General features: G+C 62.0%; 18 protein-coding genes and 2 pseudogenes. 11 read left to right on the forward strand and 9 right to left on the reverse strand.

Going from position 1 to position 23,329, the window contains the following annotated elements; genetic code table 11:
• Positions 1-49: 49 nt before the first annotated feature.
• From pilM to hemE, 10 genes and pseudogenes are all read left to right on the forward strand, one after another.
• A pseudogene (gene pilM / locus HX823_RS07775) lies at positions 50-490 on the forward strand (pilus assembly protein PilM); the annotation flags it as partial.
• On the forward strand, positions 487-1,041 hold the full coding sequence (locus HX823_RS07780) for a PilN domain-containing protein (RefSeq protein ID WP_038846416.1): 555 nt from the start codon (positions 487-489) through the stop codon (positions 1,039-1,041). The pseudogene pilM and the gene HX823_RS07780, both read left to right, overlap by 4 nt.
• Positions 1,038-1,997, forward strand: a complete 960-nt coding sequence (locus tag HX823_RS07785) for a pilus assembly protein PilP (protein WP_177074565.1) — start codon at positions 1,038-1,040, stop codon at positions 1,995-1,997. The genes HX823_RS07780 and HX823_RS07785 overlap by 4 nt, the downstream gene beginning before the upstream one ends.
• Before the next feature lie 138 nt (positions 1,998-2,135).
• Positions 2,136-3,392: pseudogene (locus tag HX823_RS07790) on the forward strand (type IV pilus secretin PilQ); the annotation flags it as partial.
• Positions 3,393-3,396: 4 nt separating this feature from the next.
• A complete protein-coding gene (gene aroK, locus HX823_RS07795) occupies positions 3,397-3,915 on the forward strand; it encodes a shikimate kinase AroK (RefSeq protein ID WP_016979191.1) in 519 nt (172 codons plus the stop codon).
• A gap of 125 nt (positions 3,916-4,040) precedes the next feature.
• Positions 4,041-5,141, forward strand: coding sequence for a 3-dehydroquinate synthase (gene aroB, locus HX823_RS07800; protein WP_177074566.1), 1,101 nt, complete (start codon positions 4,041-4,043; stop codon positions 5,139-5,141).
• 10 nt (positions 5,142-5,151) lie between these two features.
• On the forward strand, positions 5,152-6,717 hold the full coding sequence (locus HX823_RS07805) for an SPOR domain-containing protein (RefSeq protein ID WP_038846424.1): 1,566 nt from the start codon (positions 5,152-5,154) through the stop codon (positions 6,715-6,717).
• A 352-nt stretch (positions 6,718-7,069) separates the two neighbouring features.
• Positions 7,070-11,515 (forward strand): glutamate synthase large subunit, encoded by a 4,446-nt coding sequence (gene gltB, locus HX823_RS07810; RefSeq protein WP_038846427.1) that lies wholly within the window; start codon positions 7,070-7,072, stop codon positions 11,513-11,515.
• Between the two features lie 32 nt (positions 11,516-11,547).
• Complete coding sequence (locus tag HX823_RS07815) at positions 11,548-12,966, forward strand: FAD-dependent oxidoreductase (RefSeq protein WP_177074567.1); 1,419 nt, start codon at positions 11,548-11,550, stop codon at positions 12,964-12,966.
• Positions 12,967-13,208: 242 nt separating this feature from the next.
• Positions 13,209-14,276: a uroporphyrinogen decarboxylase gene (hemE, locus tag HX823_RS07820; RefSeq protein ID WP_177074568.1), complete on the forward strand. Its 1,068-nt coding sequence runs from the start codon at positions 13,209-13,211 to the stop codon at positions 14,274-14,276.
• 118 nt (positions 14,277-14,394) lie between these two features.
• Here hemE and HX823_RS07825 read toward each other — a convergent pair whose 3' ends face one another.
• On the reverse strand, positions 14,395-15,669 hold the full coding sequence (locus tag HX823_RS07825; protein WP_080642388.1) for an MFS transporter: 1,275 nt from the start codon (positions 15,667-15,669) through the stop codon (positions 14,395-14,397).
• 124 nt (positions 15,670-15,793) lie between these two features.
• Between HX823_RS07825 and HX823_RS07830 the strand changes: the two genes are divergently transcribed.
• Positions 15,794-16,717, forward strand: coding sequence for a LysR family transcriptional regulator (locus tag HX823_RS07830; RefSeq protein WP_177074569.1), 924 nt, complete (start codon positions 15,794-15,796; stop codon positions 16,715-16,717).
• A 95-nt stretch (positions 16,718-16,812) separates the two neighbouring features.
• On the opposite strand, the gene HX823_RS07835 is transcribed toward HX823_RS07830, so the two are convergent.
• Genes HX823_RS07835 through HX823_RS07870 form a run of 8 tightly spaced genes read right to left on the reverse strand, consistent with a single transcriptional unit; the run spans position 16,813 to position 23,312 of the window.
• A complete protein-coding gene (locus HX823_RS07835) occupies positions 16,813-17,256 on the reverse strand; it encodes a hypothetical protein (protein WP_177074570.1) in 444 nt (147 codons plus the stop codon).
• Positions 17,257-17,282: 26 nt separating this feature from the next.
• Entirely contained in the window at positions 17,283-18,509 is a 1,227-nt protein-coding gene (locus tag HX823_RS07840; protein ID WP_177074571.1) for a beta-ketoacyl-ACP synthase, read from the reverse strand.
• On the reverse strand, positions 18,509-19,237 hold the full coding sequence (locus HX823_RS07845) for a 3-ketoacyl-ACP reductase FabG2 (RefSeq protein WP_177074572.1): 729 nt from the start codon (positions 19,235-19,237) through the stop codon (positions 18,509-18,511). The genes HX823_RS07840 and HX823_RS07845 overlap by 1 nt, the downstream gene beginning before the upstream one ends.
• Positions 19,234-19,695 carry a hotdog family protein gene (locus HX823_RS07850; protein ID WP_177074573.1) on the reverse strand — a complete coding sequence of 154 codons (462 nt, stop codon included), beginning with the start codon at positions 19,693-19,695 and terminating at the stop codon, positions 19,234-19,236. Before HX823_RS07850 ends, HX823_RS07845 begins: the two co-directional genes overlap by 4 nt.
• Complete coding sequence (locus tag HX823_RS07855) at positions 19,692-20,858, reverse strand: beta-ketoacyl-[acyl-carrier-protein] synthase family protein (protein WP_177074574.1); 1,167 nt, start codon at positions 20,856-20,858, stop codon at positions 19,692-19,694. Before HX823_RS07855 ends, HX823_RS07850 begins: the two co-directional genes overlap by 4 nt.
• Positions 20,855-21,337, reverse strand: a complete 483-nt coding sequence (locus HX823_RS07860) for a hypothetical protein (RefSeq protein WP_177074575.1) — start codon at positions 21,335-21,337, stop codon at positions 20,855-20,857. Before HX823_RS07860 ends, HX823_RS07855 begins: the two co-directional genes overlap by 4 nt.
• Complete coding sequence (locus HX823_RS07865) at positions 21,334-22,068, reverse strand: class I SAM-dependent methyltransferase (protein WP_177074576.1); 735 nt, start codon at positions 22,066-22,068, stop codon at positions 21,334-21,336. Before HX823_RS07865 ends, HX823_RS07860 begins: the two co-directional genes overlap by 4 nt.
• Positions 22,065-23,312 carry a tryptophan 7-halogenase gene (locus HX823_RS07870; RefSeq protein WP_177074577.1) on the reverse strand — a complete coding sequence of 416 codons (1,248 nt, stop codon included), beginning with the start codon at positions 23,310-23,312 and terminating at the stop codon, positions 22,065-22,067. The genes HX823_RS07865 and HX823_RS07870 overlap by 4 nt, the downstream gene beginning before the upstream one ends.
• Between the last annotated feature and the right edge of the window lie 17 nt (positions 23,313-23,329).

Below are 23,329 nucleotides of genomic sequence, written 5' to 3' on the forward strand. Positions count from 1 at the left end.
AGTTTTATGGGAAAGGGATTTTTCACGGGAAAAGGTGGCACCTTGCTGGGTGTCGACATCGGTTCGTGGTGCTGTCGCTGCGGTGTCCGGGCCCTCGGTGATCACGCGGATGATCGAGATGGACGCTGGGCTCTCTGATGATGAGATGAGCTGGATGATCCAGATGGAGGCGGACCAGTACATTCCTTATCCGCTGGATGATGTGGCTATCGACTTTCAAGTGCGCGGGCCGACGGCCCTGGATCCGAGTCGGGTCGAGGTACTGCTGGCTGCATGCTTGAAGGAACACGTGGAGGCCCGCGAGGCGGTTTTGACCCTGGCGGGGCTGGTGTCGAAGGTAATCGATATCGAAGCGTTTGCATTGGCGCGCGCTTGCCGTCAGGATTTCGCCAGCTTCACGCCGAGCCATCGCGTCGATGGTGCACAATGGGCCGTGGATGCCCAGGGGATGGGAATTGCTTGCGGGTTGGCCCTGAGGAGTTTCGCTTGAAGACACGAATCAACCTACTGCCTTGGCGTCAGGCGCTGGCAGAGCGGCGACGCAAGTATCTACTGGCGTGCTTGCTGGCGTTCGCCTGTGCGGCGCTCGCGGCCGTGTGGCTGGCGGACCAGGTCATCGACCAGGCCATTGATCGTCAAGTGACCCGCAATGACCATCTGGGCAAGGAGGTCGTCGGCCTGGATTCACGCATCAAGACCATCGATGACCTGCAGGAGCAAAGCCAGCAATTGGCCCAGCGCATGAAGGTCGTGCAAGACCTGCACGATGCCCGCTCGCCAGGCGCGCAGCTATTGGACCAACTGGCGCGAGCGGTCCCCGATGGGGTGCACCTGCATGAAGTGGTGGCCAAGGGCGATACGGTCAGTATCAGCGGCAGCGCTGAGTCCAGCCAGGACATCGCCCAATTGATGCGTCGCCTGGAGGCGGCGGAAGGTGCCCATTCCGCGCGGTTGCAGCATGTGCGAACGGATGGCGCGCGCGGTAACAATGAATTCCAGCTGATGGTGCGTCAGGGAGAGTCCTCCGAGGCTCAACCTTGAGCCTGCCAAGGCTCAATCTTTCCGTACTCACTCACAACACTGCAAAATGGCCCCTGACTGGCAAGGCCCTGTTGGGCTGTGCGCTGGCGGGCGTGGTGTTTGTGGTGGGTGACCTTGTGTACCTGAGTCCTTCGCGGGAGCGGTTGCGTCAGGTCGAAGCGCGGGAAGTGGCCCTACAGCAGCAAATCGCACACAAGACTGGCCTGGCCGCCAGCCTTGAAGCGCGCGCGCAGCAGCTTCAACGGATGCAAGTTAAGGTCAATGAACTAACGCAGGCGTTGCCCGGCGAGTCCGGAATGCCTGGCTTGCTCGAAGATATCGCGCGCCTGGCACTGGCCAATGGCTTGCTGGTCGAGAGCGTCACGCCGTTGGATGAGGAGTCTCAGCCGTTCTTTCACGAACAACCCGTGCAGGTCGGCGTCATGGGCACTTATCACGATCTGGCAATGTTCCTCACGGGTCTGGGCAGCCTGTCGCGCATCTCCACGGTGCACGATATGGCCATGCGGCGTCATGGCAAGCTGCTGCGTCTGGACCTGCTGGTCAAGACTTACTGGCATGCGCAGGGCGGCGGGCAGCGTGTACCGCGACAGCCTTTTGCCTACGACTTGTCGGGGTTGCGTGATCCATTTCAACTGCTCGCAGCGCAGGTCGACCATCCGAAGGGTCGGCCTACCCGAGCGCCGGACCTCGCCCGGCCACGTGGCGTTCTGGAAAACCTCGCGGTGGAGCAGTTTGAAATGGTGGGCACGCTGTCCCGTGGGGTGCAGGTATTTGCCTTGCTACGGGCTGCCTCCAAGGTCCATCGCCTGGCGGTCGGGGACTACCTCGGCCCGGACCATGGTCGGATCACAGCCATCCATGAGCGCGCTATAGAACTGGTCGAGCTGTTTCCTGATGGTCAGGGCGCATGGCTGGAACGCCCGCGAACCTTGTTGTTAAACATCAACTCATAACGGAATCAAACAATGAAAAGGACTTTCTCGTCCTTCGGTGTGGCGCTATGGATAGCGTTCACGACACCGATGGCTGTTGCTGTGCCCAATCGTGTGGATCTGATCCACTTGCCGCCTCCCGGCCTCGCTACACTGAACGCCTACACAGGCGATAAGCTCACCCTCAACTTCCAGAGCATCGAGTTGCGCACCGCGTTGCAACAAATTGCCGACGTGGCGGGCCTCAACCTGGTTGCCAGTGACGATGTGCAAGGCTCGATCACCCTGCGTCTCAAGGAGGTGCCCTGGGATCAGGCGCTGGACCTGGTGCTGCAAGCCAAGGGCCTGGACAAGCGGGTCAAGGCCGGCGTGTTGCTGGTGGCGCCGGCCGAAGAGTTGGCTGCGCGTGAGCTGCTGACGCTGGAATCGCGCAAACAGATGGCCGAATTGGCGCCGTTGCGCCGGGAGTTGCTGCAAGTCAATTACGCCAAGGCGGCGGACCTGGCCAAGTTGTTCCAGTCGGTCACTGGCCTTGAAGGCGTGACCGATGAGCGCGGTTCGGTGGCGGTGGATGATCGCACCAACAACATCATCGCCTACCAGACCGTTGAGCGGCTGGAGGAGCTGCGGCGGATCGTGGCACAGCTGGATATTCCGGTACGCCAGGTGATGATCGAAGCGCGGATTGTCGAGGCCAATGTCGATTACGACAAAAGCCTGGGTGCGCGCTGGGGTGGGCGGCTCAATCGCGGCAACTGGGGCGCAGGAGGCATTCCGAAACCTCAGCCTGAAGGCGCGGAACCGCCGGAGAACCCACCCAGTTCACCCTTTGTGGACCTGGGGTCACTCACCGGCACTTCGGGCCTGGGTATCGCGTATATCACCGACAACCTGCTGCTGGACCTGGAACTCACCGCCATGGAGAAAACCGGCAACGGCGAAATCGTCTCGCAACCCAAGGTGGTCACGTCCGACAAGGAAACCGCGCGCATCCTCAAGGGCACAGAAATTCCCTATCAGGAATCCAGCTCCAGTGGCGCTACGTCGGTGTCGTTCAAGGAGGCCTCGCTGTCGCTGGAAGTCACCCCGCAAATCACCCCGGATGACCGCGTGATCATGGAGGTCAAGGTCACCAAGGACGAGCCCGACTACCTGAACAAACTCAACGACGTACCACCGATCAAGAAGAACGAGGTCAACGCCAAGGTGTTGGTCAAGGATGGCGAGACCATCGTCATCGGCGGGGTTTTCTCCAATACCCAAAGCAAAGTGGTAGATAAAGTGCCATTTTTGGGCGATGTGCCGTATCTTGGCCGCCTTTTCCGGCGCGATGTGCTGGCGGAGAAAAAATCCGAGCTGCTGGTATTCCTGACTCCGCGTATTATGAATAACCAGGCGATTGCTGTGAGTCGTTGATTCTGTGCGAAATTTGATTCTTGTAGGACCGATGGGCGCTGGAAAAAGCACCATCGGCCGTTTGCTGGCCAAAGAGCTGCGCCTGCCGTTCAAAGATTCCGACAAGGAAATTGAATTGCGCACGGGTGCCAATATCCCATGGATCTTCGATAAGGAAGGCGAACTGGGCTTTCGTGACCGCGAGCAGGCGATGATCGCCGAGCTCTGCGGACTCGACGGCGTGGTATTGGCCACCGGCGGTGGCGCAGTGATGCGCGAAGAAAACCGTCGCGCGCTGCATGCCGGTGGTCGGGTGGTCTATCTGCATGCGTCGGTCGAGCAGCAGGTGGGCCGTACCGCCCGCGATCGCAATCGCCCGTTGCTGCGCACGGCCAACCCGGAGAAAACCCTGCGGGACCTGCTCACGCTGCGCGATCCGCTGTATCGGGAAATCGCCGATCTGGTGGTAGAAACCGATGAGCGGCCACCTCGGATGGTGGTCCTCGACATTCTTGAGCGCCTGCAACGGCTGCCACCCCGTTAAAGCCCGGCTCGAAATGCGCTATTCTCGGCGGCGCGCTATCACCCTGTGGGGTGTGGCGTAGAGCCATCAGGTGACGTCAGAACGTGGCGTCATCGGTCGTCACAATATCTCTAACGCGGGGACACATGCAGACACTTAAGGTCGATCTAGGCGAGCGCAGCTACCCGATCCATATTGGCGAAGGTCTGCTGGACCAGCCCGAGTTGCTCGCACCGCATATTGCCGGGCGGCAAGTGGCGATCATCTCCAACGAAACGGTCGCGCCGCTGTATCTTGAGCGTCTGAGCCGCAGCCTGTCGGCCTATTCGGTGATCTCCGTGATCCTGCCCGACGGCGAAGCCCACAAGAACTGGGAAACCCTGCAACTGATCTTTGATGGCCTGCTCACCGCACGTCATGACCGCCGCACCACCGTGATCGCCCTGGGCGGCGGTGTGATCGGCGACATGGCCGGCTTTGCGGCGGCCTGTTACCAGCGTGGCGTGGACTTTATCCAGGTGCCGACCACGTTGCTGTCCCAGGTCGATTCGTCGGTGGGCGGCAAGACCGGCATCAACCACCCGCTGGGCAAGAACATGGTGGGCGCGTTCTACCAGCCTCAAGCCGTGCTGATCGACACCGCGACCCTCAACACCTTGCCGCCGCGCGAGCTGTCGGCGGGCCTGGCGGAAGTCATTAAATACGGGTTGATCTGCGACGAGCCGTTCCTGGCCTGGCTGGAAGAACACGTGGATGCCCTGCGCAACCTCGACCAGGCGGCACTCACCGAAGCGATTTCGCGCTCCTGCGCCGCCAAGGCGCTGGTGGTGAATGCCGACGAACGGGAGTCTGGTGTACGCGCTACCCTGAACCTGGGCCACACCTTCGGCCATGCGATCGAAACTCACATGGGCTATGGTGTGTGGTTGCATGGGGAGGCCGTAGCTGCTGGCACGGTGATGGCACTGGAGATGTCGCAGCGCCTGGGCTGGATCAGCGCCGAGGAGCGTGATCGCGGCATCCGCCTGTTCCAGCGCGCCGGTTTGCCGGTGATCCCGCCGGAGGAGATGACTGAGGCGGATTTCCTCGAACATATGGCAATAGACAAGAAAGTGATCGACGGTCGACTGCGACTGGTGCTGCTGCGCCACATGGGCGAAGCGGTGGTGACCGACGATTATCCGAAAGAGATTTTACAGGCCACGCTGGGAGCGGATTACCGCGCCCTGGCCCAGCTTAAAGGTTAATAAGATCCCGATGACTAGTTTGCATGCCGACGAGGCGTTCCTCGGCCATTACCAGTTAAGCCACGACCCTTTTGCTCCACGGGTGCCTGGCTTCAAATTTTTCCCGGCCCAGCGCAAGCCAGTGCTCGGCCAGCTGCACCACCTCGCGCGTTACAGCCAGCTGCTGCTGGTCGTGACCGGCCCGCTGGGCAGCGGCAAGACCCTGCTGCGCCAGGCCCTGGTGGCCAGCACCAACAAGCAGTCGGTGCAGAGTGTGGTGGTGTCGGCCCGTGGTGCCGGTGATGCGGCGGGCGTTCTGCGCCAGGTCGCCCAGGCGCTGGACGTAGCGACTGCCGAGCCGAATGCGATCCTCAAGCAAGTGGTGCAGCTGGGCCTGACCGGCCAGGAAGTCTACCTGCTGGTGGATGACGCCGAGCAGCTCGACGAATCCGCCCTGGAAGCGCTGCTGGCGCTGGCAGCCGGTACACCGGAAGGTCGCCCGCACGTGTTCCTGTTTGGTGAGTCGTCGCTGATCGCCGAGTTGGAGCAGATCAGCGGTGACCAGGAGCTGTTCCACGTCATCGAGCTGCAGCCGTACGAAGAGGAAGAAACCCGCGAATACCTGGCTCAACGCCTTGAAGGCGCAGGGGCCGGTATCGAACTTTTCTCCGCTCAGCAGATCTCTGATATTCACGAAAGCTCCGACGGCTGGCCTGGCACCATCAACCAGGTTGCCCGCGATGCCATGATCGAAGCCATGATTGCCAGCCGCACTGCGGTCAAGCGTCCAAAGATGGGGTTCACTATGCCTAAGAAACACGTATTGGCTATTTCCGCCGTTGTCGTGGTCGCTGTCGCCGCCGCCTGGTTGATTCCAGGCCGCAGCAAGGCACCGACCACGGCCGGCGCGCCAACCGAACAGGCGCAGTTGCCACTGGGCAAGCCCACGCCAAACGTCGAGTTCGCCAACTCCGGCCAACCGACCAACCTGCCGATGGTCGGCCAGCCGGTGATGCGCGGTCCGCTCGCCGAAGAAGCCGGTGGCATCTCCGAAGGCGACGACGGCGTGCCGCTGGAAGGTTCCAGCGCTACACCGCCTACCGTGACCACCACTGCACCGCCTGCGGGCGTGCCAGCGGGCCAGCCGGCAGCAGTTGCCAAGCCGACCCCGGCGCCGACCGTTGCCACTGCAAAGCCTGCGCCTGTGACCAAGCCGGTCGCGCCTGCGCCAGCCGCCAAGCCAGCTGCGGCTGCGGCTGCCAAGCCTGCTGAAAAACCGGCCGCCACCGTTGCCAAAGCCGGCGCTGCTGGTAGCAGCTGGTATGCCAGCCAGCCGACCGGCAACTTCGTGGTGCAGATTCTCGGCACCAGCTCCGAAGCCAACGCCCAGGCGTTCGTGAAAGAGCAGGGCGGCGAGTACCGTTATTTCAAGAAAGTGCTCAACGGCAAGCCTCTCTACGTGATCACCTACGGCAACTTCTCCAGCCGTGCAGCCGCCGATTCTGCGATCAAAACCTTGCCAGCGAAGGTTCAGGCTGGTAAACCTTGGCCTCGCACTGTTGCCAGCGTTCAACAAGAACTCGCAACAACTCGCTGAAGATCCGGCGGCCTTACCCAGGCCGCCCTCCCGGCACCTCAAAAAAATCCGCAAGTGCGTGCTGCCCTTACAGGCCGCGCGCTTTGTGGTGTCTGCGTCACAGTAGCTTTTGAGTCGTAGCGGTCAGAATTAAAAAAGTTTTGACTAGCACAGCATATCGCTTTAAACCTTTCATAAATGCGACATAGATTTGCGACATTTCGTCGCTAAATTTGTGAGCGTCTGTGTCGGTGTGTACAATGACCTCCCTTTTGCCCCCGCTAAGCCGGCGTACGTTCGGCGTGGAAGGTAACCGGTTGAATTGAAAAGAAATTTGCCTCGATATAAGAGGCAGCCTGGTGAGAAAGTGTCTATGAAAGCAGGTCTGTACCAACCCGATGAATTCAAGGATAACTGCGGTTTCGGCCTGATAGCCCATATGCAGGGCGAGCCCAGTCATACCCTTTTGCAAACGGCCATCGAGGCCCTGACCTGCATGACCCACCGCGGTGGGATCAACGCCGACGGCAAGACCGGTGACGGTTGCGGCTTGCTGATTCAAAAGCCCGACCAGTTCCTGCGCGCTGTCGCAAAAGAGCAATTTGCGGTCGACCTGCCCAAGCAGTACGCCGTGGGCATGGTGTTTTTCAACCAGGACCCGGTCAAGGCCGAAGCCGCTCGCGAAAACATGAACCGCGAGATCCTGGCCGCCGGCCTGCAGCTCGTCGGCTGGCGCAAAGTGCCGATCGACACCAGCGTACTTGGTCGCTTGGCCAACGAGCGCCTGCCGCAGATCGAGCAAGTGTTCATCGCAGGCGAAGGCCTGAGCGACCAGGACATGGCGATCAAGCTGTTCACCTCCCGTCGTCGTTCGTCGGTTTCCAACGCCGCCGACACCGACCACTACATCTGCAGCTTTTCCCACAAGACCATCATTTATAAAGGCCTGATGATGCCGGCGGACCTCACCGCCTTCTATCCAGACCTGAGCGATGAGCGCCTGCAAACCGCAATCTGCGTGTTCCACCAGCGCTTCTCCACCAACACCCTGCCGAAATGGCCGCTGGCCCAGCCATTCCGCTTCCTCGCCCACAACGGCGAGATCAACACCATCACTGGCAACCGCAACTGGGCCGTGGCCCGTCGCACCAAGTTCGCCAACGATTTGATGGACCTGGAAGAGCTCGGCCCGCTGGTCAACCGCGTGGGTTCCGACTCCTCCAGTATGGACAACATGCTCGAACTGATGGTCACCGGCGGCATCGACCTGTTCCGTGGCGTGCGCATGATCATTCCGCCAGCGTGGCAGAACGTCGAGACCATGGACCCGGACCTGCGTGCGTTCTACGAGTACAACTCGATGCACATGGAGCCGTGGGACGGCCCGGCCGGCGTGGTCATGACCGACGGCCGCTACGCGGTGTGCCTGCTCGACCGTAACGGCCTGCGCCCGGCGCGTTGGGTCACCACTACCAACGGCTTCATCACCCTCGCGTCGGAAATCGGCGTGTGGGACTACAAGCCTGAAGACGTTATCGCCAAAGGCCGCGTGGGCCCTGGCCAGATTTTGGCCGTGGACACCGAAACCGGTCAGATCCTCGACACCGACGCCATCGACAACCGCTTGAAGTCCCGTCACCCGTACAAGCAATGGCTGCGCAAGAACGCCCTGCGCATCCAGGCGACCATGGAAGACAACGACCACGGTTCGGCTTTCTACGATGTCGACCAGCTCAAGCAATACATGAAGATGTACCAGGTCACGTTCGAAGAGCGCGACCAGGTGCTGCGTCCGCTCGGCGAGCAAGGCTACGAGGCGGTCGGTTCCATGGGCGATGACACGCCAATGGCCGTGCTGTCCCAGCGCGTGCGCACGCCGTACGACTATTTCCGCCAGCAGTTCGCCCAGGTGACCAACCCGCCGATCGACCCGCTGCGCGAAGCCATCGTGATGTCGTTGGAAGTGTGCCTCGGTGCCGAGCGCAACATCTTCCAGGAATCGCCTGAGCACGCTTCCCGCGTGATCCTCAGCTCGCCGGTCGTGTCCCCGGCCAAGTGGCGCTCGTTGATGACCCTGGATCGCCCCGGCTTCGATCGCCAGATCATCGACCTGAACTACGACGAGAGCCTCGGCCTTGAAGCCGCTGTGCGCAACGTCGCCGACCAGGCTGAAGAAGCTGTGCGCGCCGGTCGTACTCAGATCGTGTTGACCGACCGCCATATCGCCCCAGGCAAGCTGCCGATCCACGCTTCCTTGGCAACCGGCGCAGTGCACCACCGCCTGACCGAAAAAGGCCTGCGCTGCGACTCCAACATCCTTGTGGAAACCGCCACCGCTCGCGACCCGCATCACTTTGCGGTGCTGATCGGTTTCGGCGCCTCGGCGGTGTATCCGTTCCTCGCGTACGAAGTGCTAGGCGACCTGATCCGTACCGGTGAGGTGCTGGGCGACCTCTACGAGGTATTCAAGAACTACCGCAAAGGCATCACCAAGGGCTTGCTGAAGATCCTGTCGAAGATGGGCATCTCTACCGTTACCTCGTACCGTGGCGCACAGCTGTTCGAAGCCATCGGCCTGTCCGAAGAGGTTTGCGACCTGAGCTTCCGTGGCGTGCCGAGCCGTATCAAGGGCGCGCGTTTCGTCGACATCGAAGCCGAACAAAAAGCCCTGGCAGCCGAAGCCTGGAGCGCGCGCAAGCCGATCCAGCAAGGCGGCCTGCTCAAGTTCGTGCACGGTGGCGAATACCACGCCTACAACCCGGACGTGGTCAACACCCTGCAAGCCGCCGTGCAGCAGGGCGACTACGCCAAGTTCAAGGAATACACCTCGCTGGTGGACAACCGCCCGGTGTCGATGATCCGCGATTTGTTCAAGGTGAAGACCCTGGACACGCCGATGGACATCAGCGAAGTCGAGCCGCTGGAGTCGATCCTCAAGCGCTTCGACTCCGCAGGTATCTCCCTGGGCGCCTTGTCGCCTGAGGCTCACGAAGCCCTGGCCGAAGCCATGAACCGCCTGGGTGCGCGTTCCAACTCCGGCGAAGGCGGTGAAGACCCGGCGCGTTACGGCACTATCAAGAGCTCGAAAATCAAGCAGGTCGCGACCGGTCGTTTCGGTGTGACCCCGGAATACCTGGTCAACGCCGAAGTGCTGCAGATCAAGGTGGCCCAGGGCGCCAAGCCTGGCGAAGGTGGTCAGCTGCCAGGCGGCAAGGTCAACGGTTTGATCGCCAAGCTGCGTTATGCAGTGCCGGGCGTAACCCTGATTTCGCCGCCGCCGCACCACGACATTTATTCGATTGAAGATTTGTCGCAGCTGATTTTCGACCTGAAACAAGTCAACCCGCAGGCGCTGGTCTCGGTGAAACTGGTAGCAGAAGCTGGCGTGGGCACCATCGCCGCTGGCGTTGCCAAGGCCTATGCCGACCTGATCACCATCTCCGGCTACGACGGCGGCACCGGCGCTTCGCCGCTGACCTCCATCAAGTACGCCGGCGCACCGTGGGAACTCGGCCTGGCCGAAACCCACCAGACCCTGCGCGGCAACGACCTGCGCGGCAAGGTACGTGTGCAGACCGACGGCGGCCTGAAAACCGGCCTCGACGTGATCAAGGCCGCGATCCTCGGCGCCGAAAGCTTCGGCTTCGGCACTGCGCCAATGATCGCCCTGGGCTGCAAATACCTGCGCATCTGCCACTTGAACAACTGCGCCACCGGCGTCGCCACTCAGAACGAGAAGCTGCGCAAAGATCACTACATCGGCACCGTCGACATGGTGGTGAATTTCTTCACCTACGTCGCCGAAGAAACCCGTGAGTGGCTGGCCAAGCTGGGCGTGCGTTCCCTCGAAGAGCTGATCGGTCGCACCGACCTGTTGGAAATCCTCGAAGGCCAGACCGCCAAGCAACATCACCTGGACCTCACGCCGCTGCTGGGCAGCGATCACATTCCGGCCGACAAACCGCAGTTCTGCGGCGTCGAACGCAACCCGCCCTTCGACAAAGGCCTGCTGGCCGAGAAGATGGTGGAAATCGCCGGATCGTCGATCAACGACGCCAGCGGTGGTGAGTTCGCCCTGGATATCTGCAACTGCGACCGTTCGATTGGCGCCCGCATCTCCGGCGAAATCGCGCGCAAGCACGGCAACCAGGGCATGGCGAAAGCGCCGATCACCTTCCGCTTCAAGGGCACTGCGGGCCAGAGCTTTGGCGTGTGGAACGCGGGTGGCCTGCACATGTACCTGGAAGGTGACGCCAACGACTACGTGGGCAAGGGCATGACCGGCGGCAAGCTGGTGATCGTTCCGCCTAAAGGCAGCGTCTACAAGACCCAGGACAGTGCCATCATCGGCAACACCTGCTTGTACGGCGCCACCGGTGGCAAGCTGTTCGCCGCCGGCACCGCCGGTGAGCGTTTCGCCGTGCGTAACTCCGGTGCCCACACCGTGGTGGAAGGCACTGGCGATCACTGCTGCGAGTACATGACCGGGGGCTTTGTCGCGGTACTGGGCAAGACTGGTTACAACTTCGGTTCGGGCATGACCGGCGGTTTCGCCTACGTGCTCGATCAGGACAACACCTTCGTCGACAAGGTCAACCACGAGTTGGTCGAGATCCAGCGGATCAGCGGCGAAGCCATGGAGTCCTACCGGAACCACTTGCAGCACGTGCTGGACGAGTATGTCGAGGAGACCGGCAGCGAATGGGGCCGCAACCTCGCCGAAAACCTCGATGATTACCTGCGTCGTTTCTGGCTGGTCAAGCCCAAGGCTGCCAACCTGAAGTCGTTGCTTTCCAGCATCCGTGCCAACCCGCAGTGATATGCGCCTGAACAGTTTGATGAGGTTTTAACATGGCTGAACGTCTGAATAACGACTTCCAGTTCATCGATGTCGGGCGCAAAGATCCGAAGAAGAAACTGTTGCGTCAACGCAAAAAAGAGTTCGTGGAAATCTACGAACCCTTCAAGCCCCAGCACTCGGCCGACCAGGCCCACCGCTGCCTGGGGTGCGGTAACCCGTATTGCGAATGGAAGTGCCCGGTGCACAACTTCATTCCCAACTGGCTCAAGCTGGTGGCCGAGGGCAACATCCTCGCCGCTGCCGAACTGTCGCACCAGACCAACACCCTGCCGGAAGTGTGCGGCCGGGTGTGCCCGCAAGACCGTCTGTGCGAGGGTGCCTGCACCCTTAACGACGGCTTCGGCGCGGTGACCATCGGTTCGGTGGAGAAGTACATCACTGACACCGCGTTCGCCATGGGCTGGCGTCCGGACATGTCCAAGGTCAAGCCGACCGGCAAACGCGTCGCCATCATTGGCGCCGGCCCTGCCGGCCTGGGTTGTGCCGACGTGCTGGTGCGTGGCGGCGTGACCCCGGTGGTGTTCGACAAGAACCCGGAAATCGGCGGCCTGCTGACCTTCGGTATCCCCGAGTTCAAGCTGGAAAAAACCGTCCTGAGCAACCGTCGTGAAGTGTTCACCGGCATGGGTATCGAGTTCCGCCTCAATACCGAAATCGGCAAGGACATCACCATGGAGCAACTGCTCGAGGAATACGATGCCGTGTTCATGGGCATGGGCACCTACACCTACATGAAGGGCGGTTTTGCCGGTGAGGACCTGCCGGGCGTGTATGACGCGCTGGACTTCCTGATCGCCAACGTGAATCGCAACCTGGGCTTTGAAAAGTCGCCGGAAGATTTCGTCGACATGAAAGGCAAGAAGGTCGTGGTGCTCGGCGGTGGTGACACCGCGATGGACTGCAACCGCACCTCGATCCGCCAGGGCGCCAAGTCGGTGACCTGTGCCTATCGTCGTGACGAAGCCAACATGCCGGGCTCGCGCAAAGAGGTGAAGAACGCCAAGGAAGAAGGCGTGAAGTTCCTCTACAACCGCCAGCCGATCGCTATCGTCGGTGAAGACCGCGTCGAAGGCGTGAAGGTGGTCGAGACCCGTCTCGGCGAACCAGACGCCCGTGGCCGTCGCAGCCCCGAGCCGATCCCGGGTTCCGAAGAGATCATCCCGGCTGACGCTGTGGTTATCGCTTTCGGTTTCCGCCCAAGCCCGGCGCCGTGGTTCGAGCAGTTCCAGATCCAGACCGACAGCCAGGGCCGCGTTGTAGCCCCGGAACAAGGCCAGTTCAAGCACCAGACCAGCAACCCGAAGATCTTCGCCGGTGGCGACATGGTGCGTGGTTCCGACCTGGTGGTGACGGCGATCTTCGAAGGGCGCAACGCTGCCGAAGGGATCCTGGATTACCTGGGCGTCTAACCCCAATCCGGGTTGGAATGCAATCAAACTGTGGGAGCGGGCTTGCTCGCGAATGCAGTGGATCAGTCACCAAATGTGTCGACTGACCCACCGCATTCGCGAGCAAGCCCGCTCCCACATTTGGTTCCAGTACATTCAAGACATTGCTGCAAATCAACCCGATAGACAAAAGGCACGGCGCATACCGTGCCTTTTGCGTCTGGCTCTGAGAAAATGCCCGCACTTTTTTTGCGGATGCCGACATGACTGCCCTCAAGAACGACCGTTTCCTTCGTGCCCTGCTCAAGCAACCCGTGGATGTCACCCCTGTGTGGATGATGCGCCAAGCCGGTCGCTACCTGCCGGAATACCGCGCCAGTCGCGCCAACGCCGGCGACTTCATGAGCTTGTGCATGAACCCGGAGTTCGCCTGCGAAGTCACGATGCAGCCGCTGGACCGCTACCCACAACTGGACGCGGCCATCCTCTTCTCCGATATCCTCACCATCCCTGACGCCATGGGCCAAGGCCTGTACTTTGAAACTGGCGAAGGTCCGCGTTTCAAGAGGGTCGTCAGCACCCTGGCCGATATCGAAGCGCTGCCGATCCCGGATCCGCACAAAGACCTCGGTTACGTGATGGACGCCGTGAGCACCATCCGCCGCGAACTCAACGGCCGCGTGCCGCTGATCGGCTTCTCCGGCAGCCCATGGACCCTGGCCACCTACATGGTCGAAGGCGGTTCATCGAAAGACTTCCGCAAGACCAAGGCCATGCTCTACGACAACCCGCAAGCCATGCACCTGCTGCTGGACAAGCTGGCGCAGTCGGTTACCTCCTACCTCAACGGCCAGATCATGGCCGGTGCGCAAGCGGTGCAGATCTTCGACACCTGGGGCGGCAACCTGTCGGCGGCGGCGTACCAGGAATTCTCCCTGGCCTACATGCGCAAAATCGTCAGCGGCCTGATCCGCGAACACGAAGGCCGCAAAGTGCCGGTCATCATGTTCACCAAGGGCGGTGGCCTGTGGCTGGAAAGCATTGCCGACGCCGGTGCCGACGCCCTGGGCCTGGACTGGACCTGTGACATTGGCGAAGCCCGCCAACGCGTGGGCAACCGCGTCGCGCTGCAAGGCAACATGGACCCGACCGTGCTGTATGCCAAGCCAGAAGCGATCCGCAGCGAAGTCGGCCGCATCCTCGCCAGCTACGGCAAGGGCAGCGGGCACGTGTTCAACTTGGGCCATGGCATCACGCCGGAAGTGAACCCGGAGCATGCCGGCGCGTTCCTGCGTGCGGTGCATGAGTTGTCGGCGCAGTATCACGAATAACACGCAAAACAAATGTGGGAGCGGGCTTGCTCGCGAAGGCGGAGTGTCAGTTGATTTATTCATGACTGATACACTGCCTTCGCGAGCAAGCCCGCTCCCACTTTAAAGCAGCACCGTATCAGGCCTGCACATTCCCCAACGGCGGCAACTTCGCCAACTTCAACGCCACCAGCAACGCGCCGATCAGCAGCGCCACGATAAACGCCCCAATCCCATTCCATCCGGCAAAGTGCCAGAAGAACCCGCCCGCCGTTCCCGCAATACTCGACCCCACGTAGTAGCAGAACAGGTACAGCGACGACGCCTGCCCCTTGGCTTTCACCGCGCGGCGGCCGATCCAGCTGCTGGCTACCGAGTGGGCGCCGAAGAAGCCGAAGGTGAAGATCAGCATGCCCGGCACCACCAGCCACAGCGGGGTGAACAGGGTCAGGGCCATGCCGGCCAGCATCAATACGATGGTGCCCCACAGCACACGACGGCGGCCGAGGCGGTCTGCGAGGGAGCCGATTTTTGCCGAGCTGTAGATACCCGAGAGGTACACCAGCGACAACAAGCCGACCAACGCCTGGCTGAGGTCGTAGGGATCGGCCAGCAGGCGATAGCCGATGTAGTTGAACATCGTCACGAACGCGCCCATCAGCAGGAACGCTTCGAGGAACAGCCAGGGCAGGCCTGCGTCCTTGAAGTGCATGACGAAGCCATCCACCAGGCTGCGCGGCTTGAGGCTGGTGGCGCGGAAGTTGCGCGATTCCGGGAGGATTTTCCAGAACACGGTTGCGGCGATCAACGCCAGGGCGCCGATGATCAGCATAGCGGTGTGCCAGCTGACGAAGTCGATCAACACGCCGATGATCAGGCGCCCGCTCATGCCGCCAATCGCGTTACCGCCGATGTACAAACCCATGGCCAGGCCGATGTGCTGCGGGTGGATTTCTTCGCTCAGGTAGGTCATCGCCACTGCGGCCAGGCCACTCAGTGACAAGCCTACCAGCGCGCGCATGAACAGAATGCCTTCCCAGGTCGGCATCAAACCACTGGCGATGGTCGCCAGCGCGGCGCAGAACAGCGCCGAGACCATCACCGGCTTGCGCCCCAGGCGGTCGGAAATCGGTCCGGTGATCAACAAACCGCACGCCAGCATCGCCGTGGCCACCGACAGGATCAGGCTGCTTTGTGCCGCATTGATGGAAAACTCCTGGGACAGCGCCGGCATCATCGGCTGTACGCAATACAGCAGCGCAAAGGTGGCGAAACCACCGGAGAAAAGCGCCAGCACCGTGCGCATGAACATCGGTGTGCCTTTTTCGATGAACTCGTCATTGAGCTGGGCCACCACCTCATCCAGAGCGGTGGGCGGTACGTCTTGAGCGAGTGGAGCAACAGCAGCTTTCACGGGGACCTCGGGGAGGAAGAGCGTGCCAGGACAGGCAATGCAAAAAAGAATATAGCTCCCTAATGATTCTTTCCAATATATTGTTCGACCTGTTTGATAGCTTTAACGACCTAATGAGGCTCCCATGGAATTGCGTCACTTGCGGTACTTCATCGCCGTCGCCGAAGAACTGCATTTCGGCCGGGCCGCGCAGGTGCTGGGCATCTCGCAACCGCCGCTGAGCCAGCAGATCCAGGCGCTGGAGCAGGAAGTGGGGGCGCGGTTGTTTGAGCGTACCAATCGTCGGGTCGAGCTGAGCGAGGCGGGACGGTTGTTCCTGCACGAGGCACGGTTGGTGCTGGCACAGGTCGACAAGGCGGCGGACGTAGCGCGCCGGGCGCAGTTGGGTGAACTGGGCGAATTGAAGATTGGCTTCACCTCGTCGGCGCCGTTCAACTCCAGCATTCCCCAGGCGATCTTTGCGTTTCGCCAGGCGTTTCCGGCGGTGCATCTGAACCTCCAGGAGATGAGCAGCACCGAAGTGGCTGAGTCGCTGGTGGATGATTCGATTCAGGTGGGCCTGATGCGGCCGTTGCCGTTACCGGATTCGCTGAGTGTGGTCGAGTTGATGCGTGAGCCGCTGGTGGCGGTGCTGAATGCCGGTCATCCGTTGGTGGAGGGCAGTGAACGGGGCTTGCACCTGGCGCAATTGGCACAGGAACCGTTTGTATTTTTCCCCCGCACCTACGGCAGTGGTCTCTATGCCCAGTTGCTCAGCCTGGCGCGTGATGCCGGCTTCAGCCCGCACTTTGCCCAAGAGGCCGGGGAGGCGATGACCATCATCGGCCTGGTGGCGGCGGGGTTGGGCGTGTCGGTGCTCCCGGCGTCATACCAGCGCATCCGCATTGATGGCGTGGTCTATCGCACGTTGCTGGATGAGGACGCGGTGACGGCAGTATGGCTGGTGCAGCGCAAGGGCGCGCAGACGCCGATGGCAGAGGCGTTTGTGGAGTTGCTGGTGGCGAGGGAGCTTGCTCCCGCTGGGCTGCGTAGCAGCCCTAAAACCTGACACCGCGATCTGCCGGAACAGTCGCGGTGATCTTACTGGGGCTGCTGCGCAGCCCAGCGGGAGCAAGCTCCCTCGCCACAGGGGGCGGTCCCGGTTTACTTGGTGGTGCCGGTTTGTTCAAACAACTGCGCCGCCGACCCCGCCTCATTCACGCCATTGCTGCGCAACCCCGCCATGATGTCGCTATCCAGGTTGTTCACCCAACGGTTGTAGTTGCGATGGATCTTGCCGTCCTTGTAGCCCAGGTCGCGACTGTCGCGGTAGGTGATGGCGTAGCTGTTGCGGGTGTAGCGGATGTCGATGGCTGCGTAAAACTGGTTACGCACGGTGATCTCGGCCTGTACCAGCTGCGGGCTCAGGCGTTGTACCGTCCATTCGCGCTTTTGCAGGGCGTTGACGATCACCGTTTTCAACTTTTCTTCGCTGACCTGGGCGTCGGCCGGCAGGTCGTGCTGGGTGTTGAGGACCGGCTTGTTGGTACAACCGGCGGTGACCAACAGGGCCAGGGTGATCAAGGTAACGCGTAGCAAGGAAGACATTCCGTATTCTCCAATCGATTTAACAGTCAGGACCAGCGGCGGAAGATCAGCGAGGTGTTGACGCCGCCAAAGGCAAAGTTGTTGTTCATCACGTAGTCGTGGTGCATCTCGCGGAACTCACCTTGCAGGTAATCCAGCTCGCCGCATTGCGGGTCGATCGAATCCAGGTTGAAGGTGTGCACGTACTGGTTGCGGTTCATCATCTCGATGCTGAACCACGACTCCAGCGCGCCGCACGCGCCCAAGGTGTGACCGAGGAAACTCTTCTGTGAGCTGATAGGCATGCGGCTGCCGAACAGGCTGCTGGTCGCCAGCGTTTCGGCGATGTCGCCTTGGTCGGTGGCGGTGCCATGCCCGTTCACATAGCCGATTGCGGAGGGTTCCAGCCCGGCATCCTCCAGGGCCAGTTCCATCGCGCGGCGCATGGTTTTCTGTTCCGGGCGGGTGGTGTGCTGGCCGTCGGCGTTGCTGCCAAAACCGACCAGCTCGGCGTGGATATGCGCACCACGGGCCAATGCGTGTTCCAGTTCTTCGAGTACCAGCATGCCGCCGCCTTCGCCGATCACCAGGCCATCGCGGCCGCTGTCGTAGGGGCGTGGGCTGGTCTGCGGCGCGTCGTTTTTCAGGCTGGTGGCGTAGAGCGCGTCAAACACCATGGCTTCGGTGGGGCACAGCTCCTCGGCGCCACCGGCGAGCATCAACGGCAGACGGCCGAACTTGATCGCTTCATAGGCGTAACCAATGCCCTGGCTGCCGCTGGTGCAGGCGCTGGACGTGGGGATCAGCCTCCCGGTCAGGCCAAAGAAGATGCTGATATTCGCCGCCGTGGTGTGCGGCATCATGCGCACATAGGAGTTGGCATTCAGCCCCTCGGCCACCGAGTTCAGCAACATGTTGCCGAACGCCTTGATCTCGTCGGTGCTGCCGGTGGACGAGCCACAGGCCACGCCCATGCGGCCGTCCTTGATCGACTCGTCGCCCAGCAAGCCCGCGTCCTGCAACGCCTGCTCGGCCGCCCACACTGCCAGGCGCGAGACCCGGCCCATGCTGCGCAGTTGTTTGCGCGTCCAGTGCGTGGGTACGACAAAATCGTCGATCGGCCCGGCCAGGCGCGTGTTCAGTTCGGTAAAACGGTCCCACTCGTCCATGCGTCGGATGCCGCTGCGGTTGGCGCGGAAGTTGGCGGAAATGGTCGCCCAATCGCCGCCCAGGGAAGTCATGCCGGCCATGCCGGTCACTACGACGCGTTTCATCAGCACAGGCCTCCATTCACGGCCAAGACCTGGCGCGTGATGTAACCGGCTTCGGCCGACATCAGGAAGTTCACCGCACTGGCCACCTCTTCCGGCGTGCCCATGCGTTGTGCCGGGATCATCTTCATCAGTTCTTCCACCGGCACGTTCTCATCCAGCATGGCCGTGTCGATCAAGCCGGGGGCGACGCAATTGACGGTGATCTTGCGCTTGCCCAGCTCGATGGCCAGGGCCTTGGCCGCACCAATCAGACCGGCTTTGGAGGCGCTGTAATTGACCTGGCCACGGTTGCCGATCAGTCCGGAAACCGAGGTGATGCACACGATGCGTCCGGCCGCGCGACGACGAATCATCGGCATCATCACCGGGTGCAGCACGTTGTAGAAACCGTCGAGGTTAGTGCGCATCACCACGTCCCAATCGTCTTCCGACAAGGCCGGGAAGGCGCCGTCACGGGTCAGGCCGGCATTGAGCACCACGCCGTAATAAGCGCCGTGTTGCTCGACGTCAGCGTCGAGGATTTCCTTGCACGCAGCCCGATCCGCCACATCGAATTGCAGCACCCGCGCCTTGCGGCCCAGGGCTTCAACCTCGGTCTGCACTGCATCGGCGTCGCTACGACCGCTGCGGCAATGCAGCACGATGTCATGCCCGGCCTGGGCCAGGCGCAGGGCGATGGCGCGGCCGATGCCACGGCTGGAGCCGGTGACCAGTACGGATTCAGTCATGGCGTTACGTCCTTCGATTCATCTAAATAGTTGGCCGCCTGGGGCGGTCGAAATACATTCAAGCGGGCGCTGGCCTGGATCCCGTCGCCGGTCAGGTGGCATTCGAACACACCCATGCCGTTGTCGTCTTCCAGGGAGCGCAGGCTGTGGATCGCCAGCTCGGCGCCGGCCGGGAAGTACTCCACGTTGCACTCGAACTTACGTGTGCCGAGCAGGAAGCCCAGTTCCACCGCTTCGCCTTTCTGGCGCGCGCGGCAACCGGCGTAGGCGGCGACGCTTTGCGCCATCAACTCGATGCCGACCCAGGCCGGCAGGCTGCCGTCCGCGCGGTTGAACAGGCCGCCAGGTTTGACGGTGACGCGGGTGTGGATCTGCTCTTCATCGAACGACAGCACCTGGTCGATCAGGATCATGTCGCCCGCATGGGGCAGCAGTTCAGCGAGTGGCCAAGCAATCATGGGGCCTCTCCGATAATCAGGCTGACGTTGTTGCCGCCGAAGGCAAATGAATTGCTCATCAGGCAGCGCTTTCCCAGGGTTTCCGAGGCCTGCGCCCACTGCAAGGCGGGCAGGGCCGGGTCGGCCTGGCCGTCCCACACGTGGGGTGGGACACGGTTGTGAGCCAGGCTCAACCAACAGAACGCCGCTTCCAGCGCCCCGGCTGCGCCCAGGGTGTGGCCGCTCATGGGTTTGGTTGATGAGCAGGCCACGCCGTTCGGAAACAGGCTGGCGACGGCCAGGCTTTCCATGGCGTCGTTATGTTGGGTGGCGGTGCCGTGCAGGTTCAGGTAGCCGATCTGCTCAGGCTGCAATCGGGCGCTCGCCAGGGCCTTGCGCATGGATTGCAACGCGCCTTTGCCGGTGGGTTCTGGCGCGGAGATATGGTGCGCATCGCAACTGGCACCGCTGCCCAGCAGGGCGATGGGCGCGGGTTCCTTGCTCATCAGGAACAGCACGGCCGCTTCGCCGATGTTGATGCCGTTGCGGTTCACCGAGAACGGATTGCAGCGCTCGTTCGAGACCGCTTCCAATGAGCTGAAACCGTTGAGGGTCAGCTTGCACAGGCTGTCGACGCCGCCGCAGATCACCGCATCGCACACACCCAGGTCCAGCAGGCGCTGGGCACTCATCAAGGCGCGGGCGCTGGAGGTGCAGGCGGTGGAGATCACATAGGCCGGGCCGCTCAGTTGCAGCCAGTCGGCGAGGAAATTCGCCGGGGCGCTGAGTTCCTGCTGCTGGTAGTCGTAGTCGCCGGGGAACTGGTGCTCGCGCAAAAAATGCGCAATGCCGCGACTGGCTTCGTCGATGCCCGAGGTGCTGGTGCCGAGTACAACGCCGACGCGCGATGCGCCGTAGGTGTGGATCGCCTGGCGGATATCGCCTTCAATCTGCAACGCCGCTTCCAGCAGCAACTGGTTATTGCGGCTGCTTTGCTGGCCCAGTTCGGCGGGGATGGTCGCCAGCTCGCCGTGCACACCGGCTACCGGCAACACGCGTTCCGGCACCCAGCCGCTTTCGGCGCGCATGCCGGAGCAGTCACCGGCAAACAGGCTGCGGCTGACTTCATCCTGGCCTCGGCCGAGGGCGCAGATCACGCCCAGGGCGTTGAGGTAGGCGCTCATCGGGCGGCCCCGAGCGGCGTGATGCGGTAGCTCAACGGCTGGCCGGTCATGTTCACGCTGAAGACCTCGGACGATTGATACACGATCTGCCAATGCCCCGGCAGGGTGCGCGTCAGGTCCATGGCCTGGGCGCTGGGGTAGAGCGCGCGCACGTCGTCCGCCGACGTCAGGGCAAACAGCAACGCGGCAAACAGCTCGCGCGCCTGGGGATTGGGCGGCAGCAAGCCGTCGGCCTGCCACTCGCCATCGATCAGTTTTTGTCGGGCCTGGGGGATGCCCAGCGGGTCCATCATCGACCAGCGAATGCCGCCGCTTTCGCGCTGGATCACCAACAGCCAGTCCTGGCTCTGCCCGTCGGCCAGGCGCTGCACATGCAATTGCAGCGGCAAGATCAGGGCTGGGGTTTTCTCAGGCAGCGGCGCCTGGCTGGCGCAGGCGCTCAGCAGCAACAGGCAGCCGATCAACAGCATGCGCATCATGGGGCGGCACTCGTCAGCGGTTTGCGTGCCACGCAGTTGACCAGGGTTTCCTCGCGTTGGCCTACTGGCGGCGCCTTGCGCAGGCCCCAACGTTCCAGCAGGCCGAAATCGCTGGAACGGCTCCACCACAAGTACGGGTACGAGACGTTCTGCGGGCCAAATTCAAAGCCCTGCTCGCGGAGCATCTCCAGGTACTCTTCGGCGCTTTTCTGCACATGCATCGGGTGGCGGAACAGCCAGCGAATCACCCAGGTGTCGATATAGGCTTCGGTGGATTCGGCAAACAGCAGGTATCCGCCCGGCTTGAGCACGCGGTAGAACTCTTTGAGCGCACGGTGCTGCTCGACCAGGTGGTGGAAGGTCTGGTGGCAGAACAGGATATCGACGCTGGCGTCCGGCACTTGCAAGGTGGCGCAGTCGCTGCCGATCAGTTCGATGGCCAAGCCTTGGCGCTGGGCTTCTTCACGGCTCAGCTCCAGGCTGTGCGGGTCGGCGTCCAGGCCGATCAGGCGCTCGGGGGCGAACACCTGCTGCAAGTACTGGAACGACTTGCCCTGGCCACAACCAGCGTCGAGCAATACCGGCGCCTCTGGCAAGGGGTCGGTAAACAGGCCGCGCAGGTCGTTGATCGCCACGCGCAGCACATGGTGCTGCCAGGTGTGGCTGCGCAGGAACCAGAAGCCGAACCTGGTTTCTTCGACGTAGTTTTTACTCAGGTACTGGCTAGTCATACCGGCTCACTCGCACAAATCTCCGACAGCATCCGCAACCGCCGCTTGGGCTCGCTGACAAACGGGTTGCGCTCATCCCACGCGTAGCCGGCGAGGATCGAGCAGATCATCCGGCGAATCTCCGGCGAGCTGTCCGGATGGTAGATCACATCCTGGAACGTCCCGGCGTACCAGCCTTCGACGTAGCAGCGGAACGTGTCCACGCCGCGTTTCAAGGGCACGGCAAACTCGTTCTCCCAGTCCACGGCTTCGCCCTTGAGCTGACGGTGCAGCACAGCGGCCGCCATGCTTGCCGAACGCATGGCGATGGTCACCCCGGACGAAAACACCGGGTCGAGGAATTCTGCCGCATTGCCCAGCAAGGCAAAGCCCGGCCCGTGCAGGGTTTTGACGTTGGCCGCGTAGCCGCCGAGGGTGCGCGCCGGGGTGTCCCACACGGCGTTTTGCAGCACGCCGGCAAGGCTTGGGGTTTCATTGATAAAGCCGCGCAGGCAGGCGTCGAGGTCGCCATCGCGGCCGTCGAAATGCTCCTTGGCCGCGACCACGCCCACCGAGCAACGCCCGTTGCTGAACGGAATGGTCCAGAACCAGATATCACGCTGGGTTGGATGGGTGGTCACCAGAATCTTGCTGCGATCAAAGCCTTGATGTTCGATGCGGTCTTCGACGTGGGTGAACACCGCCTGGCGTACGGGGAAGTCGGACGGCAGATCCAGGTCCAGCAGGCGCGGCAGCACGCGGCCATAGCCGCTGGCGTCGAGCACAAACTTGGCCTTGAGGTGGTACTCGGTGCCGTTCTCGCGGCGGACGTGCAGGTAACGGGATTCGCCCTGGAAGTCCACGCCGACGATGGTTTCGCCGTAGCGGATCTCCACGCCTTGCAGCGCGGCTTGATCGGCCAGCAACTTGTCGAACTCGCCGCGCTGCACCTGGAAGGTGGTCGGCTTGCCGTTGCTGAAGGTGTCACTGAAATCAAATGCGCTGTAGCGCTCGCCCCAGGCGAACGCGGCGCCGGTTTTCACCTGGAACCCCGCGGCCTGCACAGCGTCGAGCATGCCGGCTTCTTCAATGAAGTCGATGCAGTGGGACAGCAGGCTTTCGCCAATCGAGAAGCGCGGGAAATGCTGGCGCTCGATGATCAATACATCATGCCCTTTGCGCTTTAACAGCGCGGCGGCGATGGCCCCGGACGGTCCGGCACCGATCACCACCACCTGGCGACGTTCCATTTCAACTGTGGGCACGAGGGCTCCTTGCCACA

Origin of the sequence: Pseudomonas sp. P7759, from assembly GCF_013386445.1 — a bacterium.
In the GTDB taxonomy this organism is placed as follows: domain Bacteria; phylum Pseudomonadota; class Gammaproteobacteria; order Pseudomonadales; family Pseudomonadaceae; genus Aquipseudomonas; species Aquipseudomonas azotoformans_A.

Excerpts from the sequence above, each read along its gene's own strand:
- HX823_RS07855 (WP_177074574.1), bottom strand. The coding sequence starts at position 20,858 with ATGAGCGCCTACCTCAACGCCCTGGGCGTGATCTGCGCCCTCGGCCGA.
- HX823_RS07805 (WP_038846424.1), top strand. The coding sequence starts at position 5,152 with ATGACTAGTTTGCATGCCGACGAGGCGTTCCTCGGCCATTACCAGTTA.
- gltB (WP_038846427.1), top strand. The coding sequence starts at position 7,070 with ATGAAAGCAGGTCTGTACCAACCCGATGAATTCAAGGATAACTGCGGT.
- HX823_RS07830 (WP_177074569.1), top strand. The coding sequence starts at position 15,794 with ATGGAATTGCGTCACTTGCGGTACTTCATCGCCGTCGCCGAAGAACTG.
- HX823_RS07835 (WP_177074570.1), bottom strand. The coding sequence starts at position 17,256 with ATGTCTTCCTTGCTACGCGTTACCTTGATCACCCTGGCCCTGTTGGTC.
- HX823_RS07845 (WP_177074572.1), bottom strand. The coding sequence starts at position 19,237 with ATGACTGAATCCGTACTGGTCACCGGCTCCAGCCGTGGCATCGGCCGC.
- HX823_RS07840 (WP_177074571.1), bottom strand. The coding sequence starts at position 18,509 with ATGAAACGCGTCGTAGTGACCGGCATGGCCGGCATGACTTCCCTGGGC.
- aroB (WP_177074566.1), top strand. The coding sequence starts at position 4,041 with ATGCAGACACTTAAGGTCGATCTAGGCGAGCGCAGCTACCCGATCCAT.
- hemE (WP_177074568.1), top strand. The coding sequence starts at position 13,209 with ATGACTGCCCTCAAGAACGACCGTTTCCTTCGTGCCCTGCTCAAGCAA.
- HX823_RS07815 (WP_177074567.1), top strand. The coding sequence starts at position 11,548 with ATGGCTGAACGTCTGAATAACGACTTCCAGTTCATCGATGTCGGGCGC.
- HX823_RS07865 (WP_177074576.1), bottom strand. The coding sequence starts at position 22,068 with ATGACTAGCCAGTACCTGAGTAAAAACTACGTCGAAGAAACCAGGTTC.
- HX823_RS07860 (WP_177074575.1), bottom strand. The coding sequence starts at position 21,337 with ATGATGCGCATGCTGTTGATCGGCTGCCTGTTGCTGCTGAGCGCCTGC.
- HX823_RS07850 (WP_177074573.1), bottom strand. The coding sequence starts at position 19,695 with ATGATTGCTTGGCCACTCGCTGAACTGCTGCCCCATGCGGGCGACATG.